The following is a 19,477-nucleotide window of genomic DNA, read 5'->3' on the forward strand; positions in this document are numbered from 1 at the left end:
GCGTTCAAAAGGCTTGTTCCCTACATGTTCTCGCGCTAGGCCTCGCGCATGGCGAAACCCAAGAAGCGCTACGTCTGCCAGGCCTGCGGCTCGGTCTCCTCGCAATGGGCGGGGCAATGCACCGATTGCGGCGAGTGGAACCAGCTCGTCGAGGATGCCGGGGCGAACGTGACGCCGTTCATGGCGCGACACAATCTCCAGTCGGGCGGGCGGGCGATCCAGCTGACCGGGCTCAACACCGACATCGCGCTGCCCGAGCGGACCTCGACCGGGATCGCCGAGCTCGATCGCGCGCTGGGCGGCGGCTTCGTCGAAGGCTCGGCGACGCTGATCGGCGGCGATCCGGGCATCGGCAAGTCGACGCTGCTGCTGCAGGCGGCGGCGAAGATCGCGATGCGCGGGCTCAAGGTCGCCTATGTCTCGGGCGAGGAAGCGGCGGACCAGGTCCGGCTGCGCGCGCGCCGGCTGGGGCTGGGCAAGGCGCCGGTGCTGCTCGCCGCGGCGACGTCGGTACGCGACATCCTGACGACGATGGGGGAGGGCGAGCCGCCCGCGCTGCTGATCATCGATTCGATCCAGACGATGCATTCGGACCTGATCGAGGGCGCGCCGGGGACGGTGAGCCAGGTCCGCGCCGCCTCGGGCGAGCTCATCCGCTTCGCCAAGGAGCGCGGCACCGCGGTGATCCTGGTCGGCCACGTCACCAAGGACGGCAGCATCGCCGGCCCGCGCGTGCTCGAGCACATGGTCGATACCGTGCTCGCCTTCGAGGGGGAGCGCAGCCACCAGTATCGCATCCTGCGCGCGGTGAAGAACCGCTTCGGCGGCACCGACGAGATCGGCGTGTTCGCGATGCAGACCGAGGGGCTCGAGGAAGTCTCCAACCCGTCCTCGCTGTTCCTCACGTCGCGCGACGAGAGCGTGACCGGCACGGTGGTGTTCCCGGCGCTGGAAGGCACGCGGCCGGTGCTGATCGAAGTCCAGGCGCTGACCGTGCGGCTGGCGTCGGGCGCGACGCCGCGGCGCGCGGTGGTGGGCTGGGACAGCGGGCGGCTGGCGATGATCCTCGCGGTGCTAGAGGCGCGCTGCGGGCTGAGCTTCTCGACCTGCGAAGTCTATCTCAACATCGCCGGCGGCTACCGGGTGCAGGATCCCGCGGCGGACCTGGCAGTGGCGGCGGCGTTGGTTTCAGCATTGAGCGAACGGCCGATCCCGGCGGACGCAGTGGTGTTCGGCGAGATCGCGCTGTCGGGCGAGGTGCGGCCGGTCGCGCACGGCGCGCTGCGCTGCAGGGAAGCGGCCAAGCTCGGCTTCGCCCGGGCGCTGGCGCCAGTGGCGCAGGTCAACGACAAGGGAGGGCTGTCGCTGGCCGGGTTCAAGTCACTCGGCCAGTTCGTGGATCATCTGCTCGGGCGGTGAGTTTGGGCGGCGAGGGGGCTATCCTTTCCGCCACTTACACCGCAAAGTGAGGACATGAAGCGAAGCACTGCCATTTCCATCGCCTCGGGCGTCGCGGTCGCCGCGATCGGCGGCATCTTCCTCTATTCGCGTGCGACCCGCCCGCCGGTGATCAACACCAAGGTGCCCGAGCCGGCGAAGCCGGTCGATCTCGCCCGCTATCTCGGCAAATGGTACGAGCTGGCGCGGCACGAGAACCGCTTCGAGAAGGGGCTCGACGCCGTCACCGCGGAATATGCGCTGCTCGATGACGGCAAGATCAGCGTGATCAACAGCGGCACGCTGAACGGCCAGCGCAGCGTTTCCGAAGGCAAGGCGGTGGTCGCCGACGAGGCGACGGGCGCCAAGCTCAAGGTCTCGTTCTTCGGCCCGCTCTACACCGGCGACTATTGGGTGCTCGATCACGGCGACGACTATGAATGGTCGATCGTCGGCGAGCCGAGCGGGCGCTATCTGTGGGTACTGGCGCGCGAGGCAGTGCCGCCCTCGGCGCTGGCGCAGGCAGTGATGAAGCGGGTCGAGGAGCTCGGCTATGACCGCTGGGCGCTGCGCATCACCCGGCAGGGCTAGCTAGCGCGTATCGACATTCGGCGGCGACGGTTCGCATTCCAAGATCCTCTCCCTCCGGGGGAGGATTGAATGGCGATACACCTAGCCTCCAACACGGCGCGGCGTGGCGACTCGGCAAAGGACACAAAGTACATGCCTAGAGCCTGATTTTACCGGCACTGCGTTGACACAGTTCCCGCGAATGCCGCGCATCTCGCAACATCCTTGCGCGGGCCTGATCCTATCTTTCCAACATGGTCAAAGAGCGACCGGTCCAGGGGCCCGGCCGGCTGAGCCAAGCAGGCGAAATCCTACATTGCAAGGGTGTGGCAGGCAGGGTGGGACTTCCCTGACTTGTCGCTTCCGTCCGCGACGGCCTTTCGCGTATAGGCGTCTCCGGGAGGGACGTGTTCCGATGACTTTGACCGGGCTCGACATCATCGTGCTGCTCGCGATCGGCGGCGCTGCCGTGCTGGGATTCCTGCGCGGCTTCGTCACCGAAGTGCTGGCGCTGGTTGCGTGGCTGCTGATCGTGCTGGCGCTCAAGCTTTTCCACACGCCGCTCGCCTCGGCGCTGTCCGGCGTGGTCGGCACGGCGCAGGGCGGCGCAGTGCTGGCCTTCGTCATCCTGGTCGGCGTCACCTATTTCGGCGGGCGGCTGCTCGCCCGCGCGATCGGTTCGCGGACGCGCGAGAGCTTCCTCGGCCCGATCGACCGGGCGCTGGGCCTGGGCTTCGGCGCGCTGAAGGGGCTGATCCTGGTGAGCATCGCCTTCCTGCTGCTCGTGCTGCTGTTCGACACGGTGAGCGGCGGCCCGTCGAAGCGGCCGCAATGGATCACCCAGTCGACGACCTATCCGCTGCTCAACGCCACCAGCGCGAGCATCGCCGATTTCGTCGATCGCCGCCGCAAGGGCGAGCCGGTGTTCGGCGGCGAGCAGGACAACGGCGCCATCGCGAACGAAACGAATTCTACCCGATAGGGGGTCGCGCATCGCGTGCAGCTCCCCTAAGTCGGGGGTGCATGAACGCGCCGCTCTACAACACCGAAATCCTGCGCCTGGCGGCTTCCGTGCCGTTCGAGGCACGGCTGGCGGAGGCGACGGCCTCTGTCGAAAAGCGCTCCCCGGTCTGCGGGAGCCGCGTTACCGTCGATGTGAACCTGGATGAGGCGGGCCGTGTCGCCGCGATCGGGCTGGTGGTGCGCGCCTGCGCGCTCGGCCAGGCATCGGCGGCGCTGATGGAGGCGCATGCGGTGGGCCGCTCGCTCGAAGAGCTGGAGGCGGCGCGCGACGATCTCGCCGCCTGGCTCGCCGGCGAACGGGCAAGGCCGCCCGAATGGCCGGGGCTCGACCTGTTCACGCCCGCGCTTGCGCATCGCGGGCGCCACGCCGCGATCCGGCTCGCCTTCGAGGCGGTAGCCGAAGCCGCAAGCAAGGCGCGCGGCTGATGGAGCATGCCGAAACCTCGCTGCTCAGCGAATATGTGCCGCTGCTCGGCTTCGCGCTCGTCTTCGTCCTGATCTTCCGCCGCTTCGGCCTGGGCGCCACGCTCGGCTATCTCGTCGCCGGCGCGATCGTCGGGCCGCAGGTGCTGGGGCTGGTCGGAGATGCCGAGAGCAAGATGGGCATCGCCGAGCTCGGCATCGCGCTGCTGCTGTTCCTGGTCGGCCTCGAACTGAGCCCGGCGCGGCTCTGGCGGATGCGGCGCGACATCTTCGGACTCGGCCTGCTCCAGGTGTCGATCTGCGGGCTGGTGGTGGCGGCGATGGTCTGGATCGCAACCGGCAGCTCGATCGGTGCGGCGCTGGCGCTGGGCCTGCCGCTGGCGCTGTCGTCCACCGCGCAGGTGCTGCCGATGCTGCAATCGGCCGGCCGCCTGCGCACGCCCTTCGGCGAGCGCGCCTTTGCGATCCTGCTGTTCCAGGACCTGTCGATCGTCCCGCTGATCACTATTGTCGCCGCGCTCTCGCGCAACCCGCATGCGCAGAGCGGCCCGCCGGGCTGGCTGCTCGGCATCTATACGGTGCTCGCGATCATCGGGTTGATCCTGGCCGGCCGCTATCTGCTGCGCCCATTGTTCCGGCTGATCGGCAATCTCGGCGAGCGCGAGATGTTCATCTTCGCCGGGCTGTTCACGGTGATCGCCGCAGCGGCGGTCATGGAGGCAATCGGGCTTTCGGCGGCGCTGGGCGCGTTCATCGCCGGCGTGATGCTGGCCGACAGCCCCTATCGCCACGAGCTGGAAGCGGATGTCGAGCCGTTCCGCTCGATACTGCTGGGCCTGTTCTTCCTGGCGGTGGGCATGACGCTCAACCTGCACGCGATCGCCGAGCGGCCGTTCTTCGTCGTCGGCATGGCGCTGGCGCTGATCGCCGCCAAGGCCGCGATCATCATGGGGCTGGGTCTGTTGTTCGGCATGCCGCGGCGGCAGGCCTTTGCGCTGGGCGTGTTGCTCAGCCAGGGCGGCGAGTTCGGCTTCGTGCTGTTCGCCCAGGCCCAGTCGGCGATGCTGATCGAGGGACAGGCAGCGAGCATCTTCGGCGCGATCGTGACCCTCTCGATGGCGACCACGCCGTTCCTGATGATGGCGACCAGGCGGCTGCGCGTGGAGCCGGCACCCAGCGCCGAGGGGCTCGACGCGCCCCGGCATGAAGGCTCGAACGCGGTGGTCATCGGCTATGGCCGTTTCGGGCAGACGGTGGCGCAGATGCTGCTTTCGCAGGACATTCCGGTCACCATCATCGATACCGATGTCGAGATGATCCAGACCGCCAACGATTTCGGCATGAAGGTCTATTATGGCGACGGGCTGCGCATCGACATGCTGCGCCAGGCGGGCGCGGCCGAAGCCGAGCTGGTGATGTTCTGCAACGACGGCGACAAGATCGACACCGATTTCCTGGAAGCGGTGCATCATGCCTTCCCCAAGGCGACGGTGTTCGTGCGTGCCTATGACCGGCGCAGCGTGATCAAGATGAAGGGCGCGCCGGTGGGCGGCGTGGTGCGCGAGGTGCTGGAAAGCGCGGTGATGATGGCGCGGCAGGCGATGCAGGCGGTGGGGGTCGACCAGCGCGAGATCGACAAGACCGAGGCGGAGTACCGCAAGCGCGACAATGCCCGGCTCGACGTGCAGCGCGAGACCGGCGACCTGCGCGCGGGGATCGACGGGATGATCACCCATGCCAGCAAGGCGGCGGCGATCGAGATCGATCTGGAGGGTTCGGGATGACGCGAACGGTTGTGGTGCTCGCGGCGCTCTCGGGCGCGCTCGCGGTGGCGGCGGGCGCGTTCGCGGCGCACGGCGCGAGCGGGCAGGCGGCCGAGTGGCTCAAGACCGGCGGCCACTATCAGCTGATCCATGCCGTGGCTGCGCTGGTCGCGGTTAGGATGGGCGCGCGGATCTCGCCCTGGCTGTTCGTCGGCGGTGGCGCGGTGTTCGCGGGGACGCTCTATCTGATGGCGTTCGGTGCGCCGCGCTGGTTCGGCGCGATTACGCCGATCGGCGGCGTGGCGCTGATCGCTGGATGGCTATGCCTGGCGATCGGCGCATGGCGGCGGCCCGCCTGAACCCGGGCGACTTCATCCGGACGCGGCTGCCGCTGCTGCCCGTGCCCGGCATCCCCGAGATAGTGCTGCACAAGGCAGTGCCGGCCAGCGGGCTCGGCCGGCTGGCGGCGGAGGACGATGCGTTCGGCTCGCCCTATTGGGCCTATTACTGGCTGGGCGGGCTCGCGCTGGCGCGCTTCGTGCTGGACCGGCCGGGCTTTGTGGCCGGGCGGCGCGTGCTCGATCTGGGCTGCGGCTCGGGGCTGGTGGCGATCGCTGCGGCCAAGGCGGGCGCGGCGCAGGTGCTGGCGGCGGATATCGATCGCTATGCGGTGACGGCGACGCGGCTGAATGCCGAGGCGAACGGCGTGGCTTTCGAGACGGTGCACGCCGACCTGACCGAGGGGCTGGTGCCGGCAGTCGACCTGATCCTTGCCGGCGATGTCTTCTACGATCCCGAGTCGGCGGCGCGGGTCATGCCGTTCCTGGAGCGCTGCCGGGCGGCGGGGGTGGAGGTGCTGGTCGGCGATCCGCGGCGGACGTCGCTGCCGGTGGCGCGGATGCGGGCGCTGGCGGAGTATAGGTTTGCCGAGACGGATAGCGGCATGATGCGGGTCAGCGAGGTGTTTGCGTTCGATTGAAACCAACCGTCATGCTGAACTTGTTTCAGCATCCAACTCTCCTCCTGCGATATCGCCTGAGGGACGTTGGACCCTGAAACAAGTTCAGGGTGACGGCCTGGATCGGGGTCGTCGAAGGGCGCTATTCCGCCCCCACGATCTTCGCCACGCCGGCTGCCGCGTTCGGGTGATACCCCGCCTTGGCGGCCTCGTAGAAGCGTAGCGCGATCGGCTTGCCCCAGTCGCCCTGGGCCATCAGGTCCTTGTAGATCGGATAGATCAGCAGCCCGCGGCCGACGCGCTTCACGAATGCCTCGATGCCGGGCAGCGCCGGCTCGTAGCGGTTGGCGATCGCCAGCTCGGCCCAGGCCGAGCGGACATAGGCGTTGTTCGAGGCAGACAGGCCGAGCGTCTCGTCGAGTTCCTTGAGGCGCGCGGGCGATTGCTGGCGGGGCAGGCCGTTGAGGAAGCGGAGCCATTGCTGGGTCGCCCAGCCGTTCGGCTGCACCGCGCTCGCCGGGCCGCCTGCGTTGAACGCCGCCAGCTTGGCATCGACGGCGGCGAGTGTCTCCGACGTCACGTGCACGGCATTGTCGGGCAGGCCGGCCTGATAGGCCCAGCGATCGAGCTCGAGCTTGGCTTCGAGCGCCTTGTCGCCCTTGATCAGGTTGGCGCGCAGGTCCGCGAGGAAGCCGGCGGTGGTCTGCGGCTGGAAGGCGTGGCGATCGAAATAGGAGCGCAGATAGGCATCCCAGTTCGACCGGCCCACTGCCGCCTCGATCGTGCGCAGGAAGGTCGAGCCCTTGAAATAGTCGAGCTGGCCGAAGGTGGCGCCGGGATCGCCGTGGAGGCGGGTGGTCGGAGCATCCTGGCCGCCGGCATCCTTGATGTCGCGCACCAGCCCGTCCCAATCGAGATCGGCGTACATGGCGGCGCGTTCCTTGCCGTACACCGCCTCCATGATCCGGTTCTCGAAATAGGTGGTGAACCCCTCGTTGAGCCAGGAATCCGACCAGGTCGCGTTGGTGACGAGATTGCCCGACCAGCTGTGCGCCAGCTCGTGCGCGACGACGTCGGTGTTCGAGCGGTCGCCGGTGATGATCGTCGGCGTCAGGAAGGTGAGGGTGGGGTTCTCCATGCCGCCATAGGGGAAGCTCGGCGGCAGGACGAGCATGTCGTAGCGGCCCCAGCGGTAGGGGCCGTAAAGCGCCTGCGCGGCGTCGATCATCTTCTCGACATCGCCGACTTCATAGGCGGCAGCATCGAGCTGGCTCGGCTCGGCCCAGACGCCCGAGCGCGGACCCGTTGCCTTGAAGGCGAGGTCGCCCACGGCCATCGCGATCAGATAGGGCGGCACCGGCTTGTCCATCCGGAAGCGGAACCGGCGCTTCTGGTGCGGCACCAGCTCGCCCTTGTCGCCGTCGAGCCGCTCGCCGCTCATCACCGCGACGAAGCCGTCGGGCACGGTGAGCGTGGCCGACCAGGTCTGGCGGATGCCGGGGCTGTCCTGGGTGGGGATCCAGCTGCGATTGTTGATCGGCTGGCCCTGGCTGAACAGATAGGGGATCTTCTTGCCCGCGGTCAGCTCGGGTGCCAGCCACTGGAGCGCTGAGGCGCCGGGCCGGGTCTTGTAGCGGATCAGGATCTGCTTGTTGCCCTCGAGCTGCACGGTCAGCGCCGAGCCGAGATCCTTGTCGCGCGGACCGATGGCGAAGGGCAGCGGCTTGCCCTTGGGGCAGGTGACTTGCTGGATTTCGAGATCGTCGACGTCGAGCACGATCTTCGTCGCGCCCTTGGCCGCCAGCACATCGAGCGTCGCGACGCCCGACAGAGTCTTGCTGGCGAAATCGACGTCGAGGTTCAAGTCGACATGAGTGACGCGCGCCACCTGCGGCTCGGCGTGGGTCCAAGCGTCCTTCGCCTCGGGCGTGGTCAGGATCGGGGCGGGCTTGCCGGTCTGGGCGGCGGCGGGCGCGGCGATCACGATCGCGGCGGCGAGGGCGGGGAGGATACGCATGGCGGCGTGCTAAGCCGATCGGCGATGAACGGCAACTGATCGCCCCTGTGCGACGGCATTTCAGCCATCGAGCATGTCGCGCACCTTCGCCGCCAGATCGGTATAGGTGAAGGGCTTTGGCAGCAGCTGCACGCCGGGATCGAGCCGCCCGTGATGGACGATCGCGTTGCGCGCATAGCCGGTGGTGAACAGCACCTTGAGATCGGGCCGCCTGGCCTGCGCCTCCGCCGCCAGCACCGCGCCGGTCATCCCGCGCGGCAGCACGACATCGGTGAACAGGAGGTCGATCCGGCCCGGCTCGGCATCGAGCGCGGCGAGCGCGGCGGGACCGTCGCCGGCCTCGATCACCCGGTAGCCGAGCTCGCGCAGCACCTCGACTGTGTAGGCGCGGACATTCTCGTCATCCTCGCACACCAGGATCGTCTCATCCTGGCTGCCCTGGGGGGCGATCTCGCTCGTCAGATGCGCCGGCGCCTCGGCCGCGTCGCCGAAATAGCGGGGCAGATAGATCTTCACCGTCGTGCCGTGCCCGCTCTCCGAATAGATGCGGACATGCCCGCCGGACTGCTTGATGAAGCCATAGACCATCGAAAGGCCAAGTCCGGTGCCGCGGCCGACTTCCTTGGTGGTGAAGAAGGGCTCGAAGGCGCGGGCGAGCGTTTCGGAATCCATGCCGGTTCCGGTGTCCGAAACGCTGATCAGGACATATTGGCCGGGCGTTACCTCGGCATCGCGCGCGGTATAGTGGCTGTCGAGATGCGTGTTGGCGGTCTCGATCGTCAGCTTGCCGCCCCGGGGCATCGCGTCGCGCGCGTTGATCGCCAGGTTGAGCAACGCATTTTCGAGCTGGTTCGAATCGACCTCGACCGGCCAGATCCGCGCGCCCTGCACCACCTCGACCTCCACCGTCTCGCCCAGGCTGCGATGGAGCAGGTCGGACATGCCGGCGATCAGCCGGTTGGGATCGATCCGCTCGGGCGCCAGCGGCTGGCGGCGCGAGAAGGCGAGCAGGCGCTGGGTGAGGACCGCCGCGCGCTGGGCGCCGTTCATCGCCGCACCCGCCGCACGCACCAGCCGCGGCTGGTCCGCGGGCAGGTTGCGCTGGAGGATATCGAGATTGCCGGTGACGATCTGGAGCAGGTTGTTGAAATCATGCGCGACGCCGCCGGTGAGCTGGCCCACCGTCTCCATCTTCTGCGACTGGCGGAGCGCCTCCTCCGCGGCCTCGAGCGCTTCCGACGCGTCGCGCTCGGCAGTGATGTCGCGCGCGACGCAATAGAGCATCTCGCCCTCGGGGACCGCCGTCCAGCTAAACCAGCGATAATCGCCGTCCTTGCCACGGAAACGGTTCTCGAATCGCAGCGTCGGCTCGCCGTGCGACAGGTCGTCGATCTCGGCGCGGGTGCGCTTCACATCGTCGGGATGCTCCATCCACTGCGAGGTGCGGCCGACCAGCTCTTCCTCGCTCCAGCCGAGGATCTCGGTCCAGGCCGGGCTGACGTTGCGCCAGATGCCCTGGCTATCCGCGATCAGGAACGGGTCACGCGCCAGCGTCCACAGCCGGTTGCGGTCGGCGATCGCCTCGCGCTCGGAAAGCACCCGGGCCGTCGTCTCGCTGACGATACACAGCACGCCGCCCACCGAGCCGTCGTCGTCGAACACCGGCGAATAGCTGATGTCGAAATAGACCGTCTCGCCGCGGCCCTGGTCGCGCTCGATATAGAAGGGGCGATCCTTGGCCCAGAAGGTCTCGCCGGTATCGCGCACGCCCTGGAGCAGGGGGCCCAGATCGTCCCACAGCTCGCCCCACCAGATCCGGGCGCTCTGGCCGAGCGCATGCGGATGCTTGTCGCCGATCGTCGGCGAATAGGCCTCGTTGTAGAGCGCGCAGAATTCCGGGCCCCAGAACATCACGATCTCGGCCCGGGCCGGCAGCATCATCCGCACCGCGGCGGTGAGCGCGTTCGACCAGGCAGAAACCGGACCGAGCGGCGATTCCGACCCGATCGCCGCGGTGAGCCGTCCCAGTTCACCCAGGCTTTCGAATGATGCGGCGGGGCTGTGGAGGAGGGGCATTACGTCCTTGGGAAAGTGGCCTTGTCTGTCGTCGACGAATGCAGGCCCGATCGGCCACCACCCCTCAATCCCGGACAACGCAGATCGGCAGCAAGATATCCCTTCGTGCGAAGCCGCCATTTCCGATCGTGTCGGAGTCGACACGAAGGGCGCGATGCCTAGTATCTGCGCCGTCGGGGAGCAACGAACGATTCGATAGGGACGGGTGCCTGGCGCCGGCTTCGTGCAAAGCCGGCGAGCCCTGTCTGCGCGAGGGGCTGGACCGATGGCAGACGATGTTTCGGTGCGAGATCAGGTACGCCGCATCCTGCTGGAGGGGCGCGGCGGCCCACGCCTGCTGACCGAGAGCGCGGTGCAGCTCGATGTCTGGTACGCATTCGGCAGCGACATCAACGGCACGGTCGACCTGCTGCTCACGCCGCGCGAGACCATTCCCGCGGCGCGACTGGCGCGCGTGCTGTTCGATGCGCTGTCGCGGTTCGAAGCCCGCGAGGCGCGGCACATCATGCCGGTGGAAGGCGCGGTAGCGGCACGGCTGAGCTTCGACGACCTGATATATGTGGTGCTGCCGCTCACCGGGCTCGACCTTCCCCAGCGCCTGCGCGAGCTCGACAATCTGATTGCTTCCACGCCGATGCTGGAGCTGCGCGAAGGATCGTTCCTCGCGATGCTGCGCCAGTTCGCCAAGCAATATCAGGCGCGGCTTTCCGCCGAGCTGCGCGAGACGCTGCTGGTCGCGACGCTGCTCGCGGCGCGCGACGACATCAGCTACGCCGCCTGGCGCCGGAGCATCCAATATGGCTGGCCGTCCTTGCCCCAGGACCTGATCGGCGTGGCCGGGGTCTGGCGCGTGTCGCGCAATCGCGAGGTCCAGCCGTTCGGCATCTCGATCGAGACGATCAAGGCCGATGCCGCGCTCCGCGTGTTCGACATCGATTGCCGCAGCGTGACCTGGGCCGTGATCGATTCGGGGATCGACGGCTCGCACCCGGCCTTTCGCGATCATGATGCGGGCGGCTTCGCGACGCGGATCGACAAGGCGCTCGACTTCTCGATGATGCGCGCGCTTGCCGCGTTCGACATGATCCTCGACGAGGCCGCACGCGCGACACAGCTCGCGCTGATCCGCGACAAGCTTTCGATGAGCGAGGAAGAGGCGAGCCACTGGCTCGACCGGCTGCGCGACGATGCGGCGCAGGGCCGGCCCTATGACTGGGAGGCGCTGTCGCGACTGCTCGAAGTGCCGATCGACCGGCTCGATCTCGGCAGCGACGACAAGCCTAATGGGCACGGCACCCATGTCGCCGGCGTGCTGGGCGGCGACTGGCGCGAGAATGAGGAGCGCGTCTTCCGCGGCGTCTGCCCCAATATCCGGCTCTACGACCTGCGCGTGCTCGGCGAATCCAGCACCGATACCGAAGTCGCGATCCTGGCGGCGCTCGAATATGTCCGATGGCTCAACACCCGCAACCGCTACATGGTGATCCACGGCGTGAACCTGTCGATCGGCATGGAACACGACATGGACAATTATGCGTGCGGCCGCACGCCGGTGTGCATGGCGTGCGAGGCGACGGTCAGCTCGGGCGTGAGCGTCATCGCCGCCGCGGGCAATTGGGGGGCGCAGACCTATCTGATCGAGCACGGCTCCTATCGCGGCTATGCGGCGATCTCGATCGCCGATCCGGGCAATGCCGCTTCGGTGATCACCGTGGGCGCCACGCATCGCGAGCGGCCGCACGAATATGGCGTGAGCTTCTTCTCGTCGCGCGGACCCACCGGCGACGGGCGGGCCAAGCCCGACGTGGTGGCGCCGGGCGAGAAGATCGACGGGCCGCTGCCCAATCTCGGCATGGGCCGGCTCGACGGCACCAGCATGGCCGCGCCGCACGTATCGGGCATCGCCGCGCTGCTGATGGCGCGTCATCCCGAGATGGTCGGCGATCCGGCGGCGGTGAAGGCCACGATCGTGCGCAGCGCGACCGATCTCGGGCGCGAGCGGCACTTCCAGGGCGCCGGCCTGGTCGATGCCCTGCGCGCATTGCAGGCGCGCTGATCGTGCCGGGGGAGAACCCGCTCCAGGAGGCCTATCTCCGGAGCAAGGCCAGATTCGAGAAGGAGCGCGCCAAAAGGCTCGCCACGAGGAGACCGATCATGTTGTTCGAAGCGCTGCCCGCTCGCTACGGCGACTGCCTGTTCCTGACCTTTCCGCGGCCCGGCGACCGGCCGCTGCGCCTGCTGATCGATGGCGGCCCCGCCGGCGTCTATGTCAGCTCGCTCAAGAAGCGGCTCGACGAGGAAGCCAAGGCCTTTCCCGCCGAAAAGCCGCTCAATCTCGACGCGGTGATGATCAGCCATATCGACGAGGATCACATCCTCGGCGTGCTCGACCTGTTCAGCGCGATCCAGGATGCCGATCAGCGCAAGGCGCCGCGGCCCTATCAGCCCAAATGGCTGCTCCACAACAGCTTCGACGGGCTGCTGGGCGAAGGCGAGGGCAGTGCCGCGCGCGCGCTCGATGCGCCGACGGTGCTGGCCGGGCTGGGCGGCGAGCTGGCCTTTGCCGATGCGAAATCGCTCACCGCGCGGCTGGTGCTGCAGAGCTATGGCCAGGGCAGCAAGCTGGCCAGCATCGCCGCGGCGCTGCGCATCACCCGCAACCCGCCCGACCAGCGGCTGCTCACGCTCGACGCCAAGGCGCCCCGCGTATTGCAGCTCGGCGACGCCAAGCTCACCGTGGTCGGCCCGCTTCAGAGCGGGATCGACAATCTCCGCAAGGAGTGGGCGAAGTGGAAGGCGAAGCAGCAGAAGAAGGATAGCGCTTCGCTCGCGGCGCTGACCGCCAGCCTCGACACCAGCGTGCCGAACCTGTCGAGCATCGTCGTGCTGCTCGAGGTGAACGGCAAGAAGCTGCTGCTAACCGGCGACGCGCTCGGCGATCAGGTGGTGACGGGACTGGAGGAGGCCCGCATAATCGAAAAGGGCGGGGTGCTCGACGTCGACCTGCTCAAGCTGCCGCACCATGCATCGATCCGCAACGTGACCCCGAAGCTGCTCAAGCAGGTGCGCGCCAAGCATTATGTCGCGTCGGGCGACGGCACCTATGGCAATCCCGATCGCGCCACGCTGGAGCTGCTCGAGAAGATCCGGCCCGAGGGCGGCTATACCGTGCACCTCACTTATGACGCGGCGAGCTGCGACGCCACGCACGAAGCCTGGGGCAGGGGGCGCAAGGGCCAGGAATATGTTCCGGCCGAGCATTCGATCGCCGAGGTCGTCGCCCGCTGGAAGGACAAGGGCAAGATCGCGGTGGAAGAAGGGCCGGTGAAGATCCAGTTCTAGCGCGGCTGGGCGTCGAGAAAGGTGGCGACCTCGGCCAGGTCGACGGTCTTGTCGAGATAGGTCTGGCCGATCCCGCGCGCGAGCAGGAAGGGCAGGGTGCCGGCGCTCATCTTCTTGTCGTGCAACATGTGCTCGACGAGGCGGGCGCCGCTGGCGGTGACGCCGGCGGCCTTGAGCCCGTTGGGCAGGCCAACCGCGGCGAGATGCGCCGATACGCGTTCGGCATCCTGGCCCGGGCAGATGCCCTTCGCCGCCGAGAAGCCGAAGGCCAGCGCCATGCCGGCCGCGACGCCCTCGCCGTGGAGCAGCCTGTCGGAAAAGCCCATCTCGGCCTCCAGCGCATGGCCGAAGGTGTGGCCGAGGTTGAGCAGCGCGCGGGTGCCCGTGGTTTCGCGCTCGTCGGCCGCGACGATCCGCGCCTTGGCGCCGACCGAATGCGCGATGGCATATTCGCGTGCCGCCGGATCGCCGGCCATCAGCGCGGCGGCATTGGCCTCGCACCATTCGAAAAAGGCGAAATCGTCGATCAGCCCGTATTTCACCACTTCGGCATAGCCGGCGCGGAGATCGCGGGCCGGCAGCGTGTCGAGCACCTGCGGATCGATCAGCACGACGCTGGGCTGGTGGAAGGACCCGACCAGGTTCTTGCCGGCGCGCGTGTTGATCGCGGTCTTGCCGCCGACCGAGCTGTCGACCTGGGCGAGCAGGGTGGTGGGGACCTGGACGAAATGGCAGCCGCGCTTGAGCAGCGAGGTGGCGAAGCCGACCAGGTCGCCGATCACGCCGCCGCCGAGCGCGATGACATGGTCGCTGCGCTCGACGCCGAGCTCGAGCAGCTTGTCGAGCAGCGCCTCGAGCTGGCCCCAGCTCTTGGTGCCTTCGCCCGGCGGCAGGATGATCGCCTCGCTCGGGCCGATCGCAGCCTGGAGCGTGGCGAGATGGCCGCGGACATTCTCGTCGGTGACGATCACCCAGCGGCGGCCCTTGTAAAAGGGCGCAAGCGCCTCGCCGGCGCGGGCGAGCAGCCCGGCTTCGATGCGGACGTCATAGCTGCGGTCGCCAAGCGCGACAGGAACATTGGTCACGGGTACAGGGCCTTCAGGATCGCATCGACGGTGGTGTCGTGCGGCGCTGCTATGCTGGGCACCCGGATCGGCGCAAGCGCGTAATAGGGATTGCGGACCGCGGCGAGCTCGATGAGCACTTCCTCGGGGTCGCGTCCGCGCAGCAGAGGGCGCGTGTCGCGCCGGCGCACGCGGTCGGCAAGCACCGCAGGCTCGGCGTCGAGCCACACCGCGATCGCATTGGACAGGATCAGGTCGCGCGTGCCTTCATGCATGAAGGCGCCGCCGCCGGTGGCGATGATCTTGGGCGCGCCGTCGACCAGCCGGGCGATCACCCGGCGCTCGCCGTCCCGGAAATGCGCCTCGCCGAAACGCTCGAAGATATCGGCCACGGTCATCCCGGCGGCGGCCTCGATCTCATGATCGGCATCGACGAAAGGCAGCCGCATGCGCTGCGCCAGGCGCCGGCCGACCGTCGTCTTGCCAGCACCCATCAGCCCGATCAGCACGATCGGCTTGCCCGTCCACCCGCTATTCACTGCCTGCGTCTCTAACATGTTCGCGGGGGCTGTACAGCGAGGGCGTCCGTCGGGCAAAAGGCCCGCGAAGCCACAATTTCCGGACCCGTTTTCATGTCCCGCTTGATCGTTGCGTTGATCGTCATCCTCGTCGTCCTGGTCGGCGGCCTGTTCTTCCTCGCGGGCCGCGAGACCAAGAAGGAGCCGGTGCGCATGGAGAAGGTGGTCCCGCTTGACAACCTCGCCAATTAAGGGCCGCCACCTCGCCCTTGCGGGACTGTTGCTTGCCGGCGCGGCGGTGCCCGCGCTCGGGCAGCAGGACAAGCCCGAATCGCTGCTGCCGCCGGGGTTCGACGAGCCGACTCCGGCGCCGCGCCCTGCGCCGAGCGTGCCGGCGCCGGCCGCGACGACGGCGCCTGTCGCGCCCGCCGCGGGGCCTACGCCGAGCCTGACGCTGTCGCTCGGCAATGACAGCGCGCCGATCGGCAACAGCGCCGCGGCCGAGGAACTGCCGACCGGCCCGGTCGACCTTTCGCGCTACGAGCTGCCCGAGTACGCCCGGCATTCGCTGGGTAGGGTCGGCGTGCTGGCAGCGGGCAACAATCCGTTCCCCGCCAAGGCGTTCGGCAAGGCCGATGGCCGCGTGCTCGCCGCGCTGATGCAGCGGCTGAGCGCACCGGTCGCCTCGCGCTGGGTGTCGATCGCGCTGCGCCGCGCGCTGATGTCGCCGCTCGACACGCCCGCGCACATCAACGGCGCCGATTTCGCCGCCGAGCGCGCCTGGCTGCTGCTGCGCATGGGCGAGGCCAATGCCGCCCGCGCGGTGGTCAACGACGTCGATGGCGAGAACTACACCACGCGCATGCTCCAGGTGGCGATGCAGGTTTCGCTCGCCACGGCCGATCCGGGCGGGCTGTGCGGCATCGCCGAGCGCGGCAACCAGTATATCCACCAGCGCGGCTGGGCGCTGGCCCGGGCGATGTGCGCGGGCCTGGCCGGCAAGCCCAACGAAGCGGGCCAGCTGTTCGACAAGGCGCGGGGCGCCACGCCGGCCAGCGACATCGACAATCTGGTTGCCGAGAAGGTGCTCGGCACCGGCGCGCAGGGCCGCCGCGCGGTTACGCTCGAATGGGGCGGGATCACCCGGCTCACCGCCTGGCGCTGGGGCCTTGCCACTGCGACCGGCGAGGAAGTGCCGCTCTCCCTCTACGGCACCGCCGGCCCGCAAGTCCGCTACTGGCAGGCACTGGCGCCGCAGCTTTCGCCCCGCCAGCGCGTTGCGGCGGCCGAGCTGGCTGCCACCGCCGGGGTCTTCTCCAATGCCGGGCTGGTCGATCTCTACAGCGAGATCGCCGAGGGCGATGACGCGAACAGCACCGAAGGCGGTGTCGCCCGCGACCTGCGCACGGCCTATGTCGATGGCGACGTCAACGACCGGATCAAGGCGATCCAGACGCTGTGGACCGAGGCGACCACACCGCGCACCCAATATGCCCGGCTGATCCTCACCGCGCGCGCCGCTTCCTGGATCCCGGCAGATGCCAAGATCGCCGAGCCCGAGAAGCTGATCGCCTCGATGCTGTCCGCCGGCTACGAGACCAAGGCGATGGAATGGCGCTCGGTGGTGCCGCGCGGCAGCATCGCGTGGAGCATGCTCGCGCTCGCCGATCCGGGCGCCGCCGGGCCGGTCGCCTATGGCGATTTCGATGCGTTCAAGGATGCTGCCAGCAAGCGCCGCGCCCAGCTCGCCTTTGCCGGGCTTGCCGGGCTGGGACGCTTCGAGCGCAGCGACGCGCAGCGCGGCGCCGCGGCACTCGACGTGCAGATCGGCGCGCAGAACGACTGGACGCGTGCGATCGACGCGGCCGGCCGCCGTGGCGATTCGGGCATGGTCGCGCTGCTTGCCGCCGTTGGCATGCAGTCGCGCATCTGGGACAATGTGACCCCCGAGGCGCTGTTCCACATCATCGCAGCGATGCGCGCGGCGGGGATGACCAGCTATGCGCGGATGATCGCCGTGGAGGCGGTCACACGAACCGCTTGAGCACGCCTGCTCCTGGCGACGACCGTGCGCTGATCGAGCGCTTCCTCGAGATGATGCGGGCGGAGGCGGGGGCCGCCGCCAACACCATCGCGGCCTACCAGACCGACCTGCGCCTGGCTTCCGAGCTTCTGGGCGGCGGGCTGGGCGGGGCAGGGCGCGCCGAGATCGAGAAGCTCGCCGGGGAATGGCAGCCGCTCGCCCGCGCCACCGTCGCGCGGAAATCGGCGGCACTGCGCCGCTTCTATGCCTTCCTCGCCGATGAGGGGCTGCGGGGAGACGATCCCTCGGCCACGCTGCCGCGTCCCGGCACCGCCCGCGCGCTGCCCAAGGTGCTGAGCGTCGAGGATGTCGACCGCATGTTCGCCGCGATCGCCGATCGCATCGCCCGGGTGCCGCCCGATCCCAACGATCTGCGGCTGCAGGCGCTGATCGAGCTGCTCTACGGATCGGGCCTGCGCGCCACCGAGCTGGTATCCTTGCCGCGCAACGCGGTGGCGCCCGATCGGCCCTATCTGATCCTCAAGGGCAAGGGCGGGCGCGAGCGGCTGGTGCCGATCTCGGATCGCGCCCGTGCAGCCGTCGCCGCCTGGCGCGCGCATGTCGGCGGTGACCGGCCTTTCCTCTTTCCCTCGGGCAAGGGGCATCTCTCGCGCGTGCGGCTCTATCAGATCGTCCGCGCGCTGGCGGGGGAGGCGGGGATACCGCCCGACCGGGTGAGCCCGCACGTGCTGCGCCACGCCTTCGCGACGCATCTGCTCGAGGGCGGCGCCGACCTGCGCGCGCTCCAGGCGATGCTCGGCCATGCCGATATCGCCACCACCGAGATCTATACCCATGTCGACAGCCGCAGACTGGTCGAGCTGGTCAACCAGCGGCATCCGCTGGGCGAGGCGCTCGATAAGTCATAGCCGTCACCCCCGCGAAAGCGGGGGCCCATCTCCTGCGCGATCGGCAAGCGCACCGGAGCGATTCCGGGATGGTCCGGGAGATGGGTCCCCGCTTTCGCGGGGATGACGAAGGTAGGGGCGTTAGGGACCTCGAAACCCACCCGCTCGTTGACGTGGCGCCACACCAAGGTTAGCCCCCGCAGCGATGACCACTTTCCTCGACTTCGAGAAGCCGATCGCCGAGCTTCAGACCCGCATCGACGAGCTGCGCCAGACCGCCGAGGGCGGCGCCGTTGACATCGACGCGGAGATCGGACCGCTCCAGGCCAAGGCCGAAAAGCTCCTCAAGGACACCTATGCCAAGCTGACGCCCTGGCAGAAGACCCAGGTTGCCCGCCATCCCGAGCGGCCGCACTTCAAACATTATGTCGCCGGGCTGATCGAGGAATTCATGCCGCTGGGCGGCGACCGCGCCTTTGCCGACGACAATGCGATCCAGGGCGGCTTGGGCCGCTTCCGCGGGCGCCGGGTGATGGTGATCGGCCATGAGAAGGGCGACGACACCGCCAGCCGGCTCAAGCACAATTTCGGCATGGGCAAGCCCGAGGGCTATCGCAAGGCGATTCGCCTGATGGCGCTGGCCAACAAGTTCAACCTGCCGGTGATCACGCTGGTCGACACCTCGGGCGCCTTCCCGGGTGTGCAGGCCGAGGAGCGCGGCCAGGCCGAGGCGATCGCGCGCTCGACCGAGGCGTGCCTCAACCTAGGCGTGCCGCTGGTCGCATCGATCCTCGGCGAGGGCGGCTCGGGCGGCGCGGTGGCGCTGGCGGCGGGCAACACCGTGCTGATGATGGAGCACGCGGTCTATTCGGTGATCTCGCCCGAAGGATGCGCTTCGATCCTGTGGCGCACGTCGGACAAGGCAGCGGACGCGGCGGAGGCGATGAAGGTCACCGCGCAGCATCTGAAGGAACTGAAGGTGATCGACCGGATCGTCAACGAGCCGCTGGGCGGCGCGCACCGAGACGCGGGCGCTGCCGTGCATGCGCTGGGCGATGCGATCGAGGAGTCGCTGGCCAAGCTCGACGGCATGTCGCCCGAGAGCCTGCGCCAGGCGCGCCGCGCCAAGTTCCTGGCGATGGGCCGGATCTGAACGCCTGAATTCCGCCTGGGGCCGGGAAGGCCCTTAGCGGACGGGCGCGCTGTGCTCGCTGGCAGCCAGGCTCGCGCCCAGCATGCCCAGGCCCTGGACGACGGCGAGGATGGCGCAGATCGCGAGGAACGCGACCACGGCCAGCTCGAACGGCGACACTGCCTTCTTGGAGGATAGCTGCTTCATCCCCTCCTTATAGGAG

General features: G+C 68.6%; 18 protein-coding genes. 13 read left to right on the forward strand and 5 right to left on the reverse strand.

Going from position 1 to position 19,477, the window contains the following annotated elements; translation table 11 throughout:
* The first annotated feature begins 48 nt into the window (after window positions 1–48).
* From radA to P6144_RS00855, 7 genes are all read left to right on the forward strand, one after another.
* Window positions 49–1,419 (forward strand): DNA repair protein RadA, encoded by a 1,371-nt coding sequence (gene radA, locus P6144_RS00825; RefSeq protein WP_277765828.1) that lies wholly within the window; start codon window positions 49–51, stop codon window positions 1,417–1,419.
* Window positions 1,420–1,473: 54 nt separating this feature from the next.
* The gene (locus P6144_RS00830; RefSeq protein WP_277765829.1) at window positions 1,474–2,028 is read left to right on the forward strand and encodes a lipocalin family protein; all 555 of its coding nucleotides are present in this window, start codon (window positions 1,474–1,476) and stop codon (window positions 2,026–2,028) included.
* A 394-nt stretch (window positions 2,029–2,422) separates the two neighbouring features.
* On the forward strand, window positions 2,423–2,989 hold the full coding sequence (locus tag P6144_RS00835) for a CvpA family protein (protein ID WP_277765830.1): 567 nt from the start codon (window positions 2,423–2,425) through the stop codon (window positions 2,987–2,989).
* Between the two features lie 41 nt (window positions 2,990–3,030).
* The gene (locus tag P6144_RS00840) at window positions 3,031–3,456 is read left to right on the forward strand and encodes an iron-sulfur cluster assembly scaffold protein (RefSeq protein ID WP_277765831.1); all 426 of its coding nucleotides are present in this window, start codon (window positions 3,031–3,033) and stop codon (window positions 3,454–3,456) included.
* Window positions 3,456–5,237, forward strand: coding sequence for a cation:proton antiporter (locus P6144_RS00845; RefSeq protein WP_277765832.1), 1,782 nt, complete (start codon window positions 3,456–3,458; stop codon window positions 5,235–5,237). The genes P6144_RS00840 and P6144_RS00845 overlap by 1 nt, the downstream gene beginning before the upstream one ends.
* Window positions 5,234–5,575, forward strand: coding sequence for a DUF423 domain-containing protein (locus tag P6144_RS00850; protein WP_277765833.1), 342 nt, complete (start codon window positions 5,234–5,236; stop codon window positions 5,573–5,575). Before P6144_RS00845 ends, P6144_RS00850 begins: the two co-directional genes overlap by 4 nt.
* The gene (locus P6144_RS00855) at window positions 5,557–6,195 is read left to right on the forward strand and encodes a 50S ribosomal protein L11 methyltransferase (protein ID WP_277765834.1); all 639 of its coding nucleotides are present in this window, start codon (window positions 5,557–5,559) and stop codon (window positions 6,193–6,195) included. Before P6144_RS00850 ends, P6144_RS00855 begins: the two co-directional genes overlap by 19 nt.
* Window positions 6,196–6,316: 121 nt before the next feature.
* Here the strand turns inward: P6144_RS00855 and P6144_RS00860 are convergent, their stop codons facing one another.
* Window positions 6,317–8,191 (reverse strand): M1 family metallopeptidase, encoded by a 1,875-nt coding sequence (locus P6144_RS00860; RefSeq protein WP_277765835.1) that lies wholly within the window; start codon window positions 8,189–8,191, stop codon window positions 6,317–6,319.
* 60 nt (window positions 8,192–8,251) lie between these two features.
* Complete coding sequence (locus P6144_RS00865) at window positions 8,252–10,267, reverse strand: PAS domain-containing sensor histidine kinase (protein ID WP_277765836.1); 2,016 nt, start codon at window positions 10,265–10,267, stop codon at window positions 8,252–8,254.
* A gap of 265 nt (window positions 10,268–10,532) precedes the next feature.
* Between P6144_RS00865 and P6144_RS00870 the strand changes: the two genes are divergently transcribed.
* Both P6144_RS00870 and P6144_RS00875 read left to right on the forward strand, forming a co-directional pair.
* Window positions 10,533–12,323 carry a S8 family peptidase gene (locus P6144_RS00870; RefSeq protein ID WP_277765837.1) on the forward strand — a complete coding sequence of 597 codons (1,791 nt, stop codon included), beginning with the start codon at window positions 10,533–10,535 and terminating at the stop codon, window positions 12,321–12,323.
* Between the two features lie 98 nt (window positions 12,324–12,421).
* Complete coding sequence (locus P6144_RS00875; protein ID WP_277765838.1) at window positions 12,422–13,609, forward strand: hypothetical protein; 1,188 nt, start codon at window positions 12,422–12,424, stop codon at window positions 13,607–13,609.
* Here the strand turns inward: P6144_RS00875 and aroB are convergent.
* On the reverse strand, window positions 13,606–14,694 hold the full coding sequence (gene aroB, locus P6144_RS00880; RefSeq protein WP_277765839.1) for a 3-dehydroquinate synthase: 1,089 nt from the start codon (window positions 14,692–14,694) through the stop codon (window positions 13,606–13,608). The two genes, P6144_RS00875 and aroB, sit on opposite strands and share 4 nt — an antisense overlap.
* The gene (locus P6144_RS00885) at window positions 14,691–15,230 is read right to left on the reverse strand and encodes a shikimate kinase (RefSeq protein WP_277765840.1); all 540 of its coding nucleotides are present in this window, start codon (window positions 15,228–15,230) and stop codon (window positions 14,691–14,693) included. The genes aroB and P6144_RS00885 overlap by 4 nt, the downstream gene beginning before the upstream one ends.
* Before the next feature lie 75 nt (window positions 15,231–15,305).
* Here P6144_RS00885 and P6144_RS00890 point away from each other — a divergent pair, with 75 nt between their 5' ends.
* From P6144_RS00890 to P6144_RS00905, 4 genes are all read left to right on the forward strand, one after another.
* Window positions 15,306–15,443, forward strand: coding sequence for a hypothetical protein (locus P6144_RS00890; protein ID WP_167298226.1), 138 nt, complete (start codon window positions 15,306–15,308; stop codon window positions 15,441–15,443).
* Window positions 15,424–17,235, forward strand: coding sequence for a hypothetical protein (locus P6144_RS00895; RefSeq protein ID WP_277765841.1), 1,812 nt, complete (start codon window positions 15,424–15,426; stop codon window positions 17,233–17,235). Before P6144_RS00890 ends, P6144_RS00895 begins: the two co-directional genes overlap by 20 nt.
* Window positions 17,232–18,143, forward strand: a complete 912-nt coding sequence (locus P6144_RS00900) for a tyrosine-type recombinase/integrase (protein WP_277765842.1) — start codon at window positions 17,232–17,234, stop codon at window positions 18,141–18,143. Before P6144_RS00895 ends, P6144_RS00900 begins: the two co-directional genes overlap by 4 nt.
* A gap of 184 nt (window positions 18,144–18,327) precedes the next feature.
* Window positions 18,328–19,275 carry an acetyl-CoA carboxylase carboxyltransferase subunit alpha gene (locus tag P6144_RS00905; protein ID WP_277765843.1) on the forward strand — a complete coding sequence of 316 codons (948 nt, stop codon included), beginning with the start codon at window positions 18,328–18,330 and terminating at the stop codon, window positions 19,273–19,275.
* Between the two features lie 33 nt (window positions 19,276–19,308).
* On the opposite strand, the gene P6144_RS00910 is transcribed toward P6144_RS00905, so the two are convergent.
* The gene (locus P6144_RS00910; protein WP_277765844.1) at window positions 19,309–19,461 is read right to left on the reverse strand and encodes a hypothetical protein; all 153 of its coding nucleotides are present in this window, start codon (window positions 19,459–19,461) and stop codon (window positions 19,309–19,311) included.
* Window positions 19,462–19,477: the final 16 nt, after the last annotated feature.

Origin of the sequence: Sphingomonas sp. HITSZ_GF (assembly GCF_029543155.1) — a bacterium.
GTDB lineage: Bacteria > Pseudomonadota > Alphaproteobacteria > Sphingomonadales > Sphingomonadaceae > Sphingomonas.

Excerpts from the sequence above, each read along its gene's own strand:
- radA (WP_277765828.1), top strand. The coding sequence starts at position 49 with ATGGCGAAACCCAAGAAGCGCTACGTCTGCCAGGCCTGCGGCTCGGTC.
- P6144_RS00830 (WP_277765829.1), top strand. The coding sequence starts at position 1,474 with ATGAAGCGAAGCACTGCCATTTCCATCGCCTCGGGCGTCGCGGTCGCC.
- P6144_RS00835 (WP_277765830.1), top strand. The coding sequence starts at position 2,423 with ATGACTTTGACCGGGCTCGACATCATCGTGCTGCTCGCGATCGGCGGC.
- P6144_RS00840 (WP_277765831.1), top strand. The coding sequence starts at position 3,031 with ATGAACGCGCCGCTCTACAACACCGAAATCCTGCGCCTGGCGGCTTCC.
- P6144_RS00845 (WP_277765832.1), top strand. The coding sequence starts at position 3,456 with ATGGAGCATGCCGAAACCTCGCTGCTCAGCGAATATGTGCCGCTGCTC.
- P6144_RS00850 (WP_277765833.1), top strand. The coding sequence starts at position 5,234 with ATGACGCGAACGGTTGTGGTGCTCGCGGCGCTCTCGGGCGCGCTCGCG.
- P6144_RS00855 (WP_277765834.1), top strand. The coding sequence starts at position 5,557 with ATGGCGGCGGCCCGCCTGAACCCGGGCGACTTCATCCGGACGCGGCTG.
- P6144_RS00860 (WP_277765835.1), bottom strand. The coding sequence starts at position 8,191 with ATGCGTATCCTCCCCGCCCTCGCCGCCGCGATCGTGATCGCCGCGCCC.
- P6144_RS00865 (WP_277765836.1), bottom strand. The coding sequence starts at position 10,267 with ATGCCCCTCCTCCACAGCCCCGCCGCATCATTCGAAAGCCTGGGTGAA.
- P6144_RS00870 (WP_277765837.1), top strand. The coding sequence starts at position 10,533 with ATGGCAGACGATGTTTCGGTGCGAGATCAGGTACGCCGCATCCTGCTG.
- P6144_RS00875 (WP_277765838.1), top strand. The coding sequence starts at position 12,422 with ATGTTGTTCGAAGCGCTGCCCGCTCGCTACGGCGACTGCCTGTTCCTG.
- P6144_RS00885 (WP_277765840.1), bottom strand. The coding sequence starts at position 15,230 with ATGTTAGAGACGCAGGCAGTGAATAGCGGGTGGACGGGCAAGCCGATC.
- P6144_RS00890 (WP_167298226.1), top strand. The coding sequence starts at position 15,306 with ATGTCCCGCTTGATCGTTGCGTTGATCGTCATCCTCGTCGTCCTGGTC.
- P6144_RS00905 (WP_277765843.1), top strand. The coding sequence starts at position 18,328 with ATGACCACTTTCCTCGACTTCGAGAAGCCGATCGCCGAGCTTCAGACC.
- P6144_RS00910 (WP_277765844.1), bottom strand. The coding sequence starts at position 19,461 with ATGAAGCAGCTATCCTCCAAGAAGGCAGTGTCGCCGTTCGAGCTGGCC.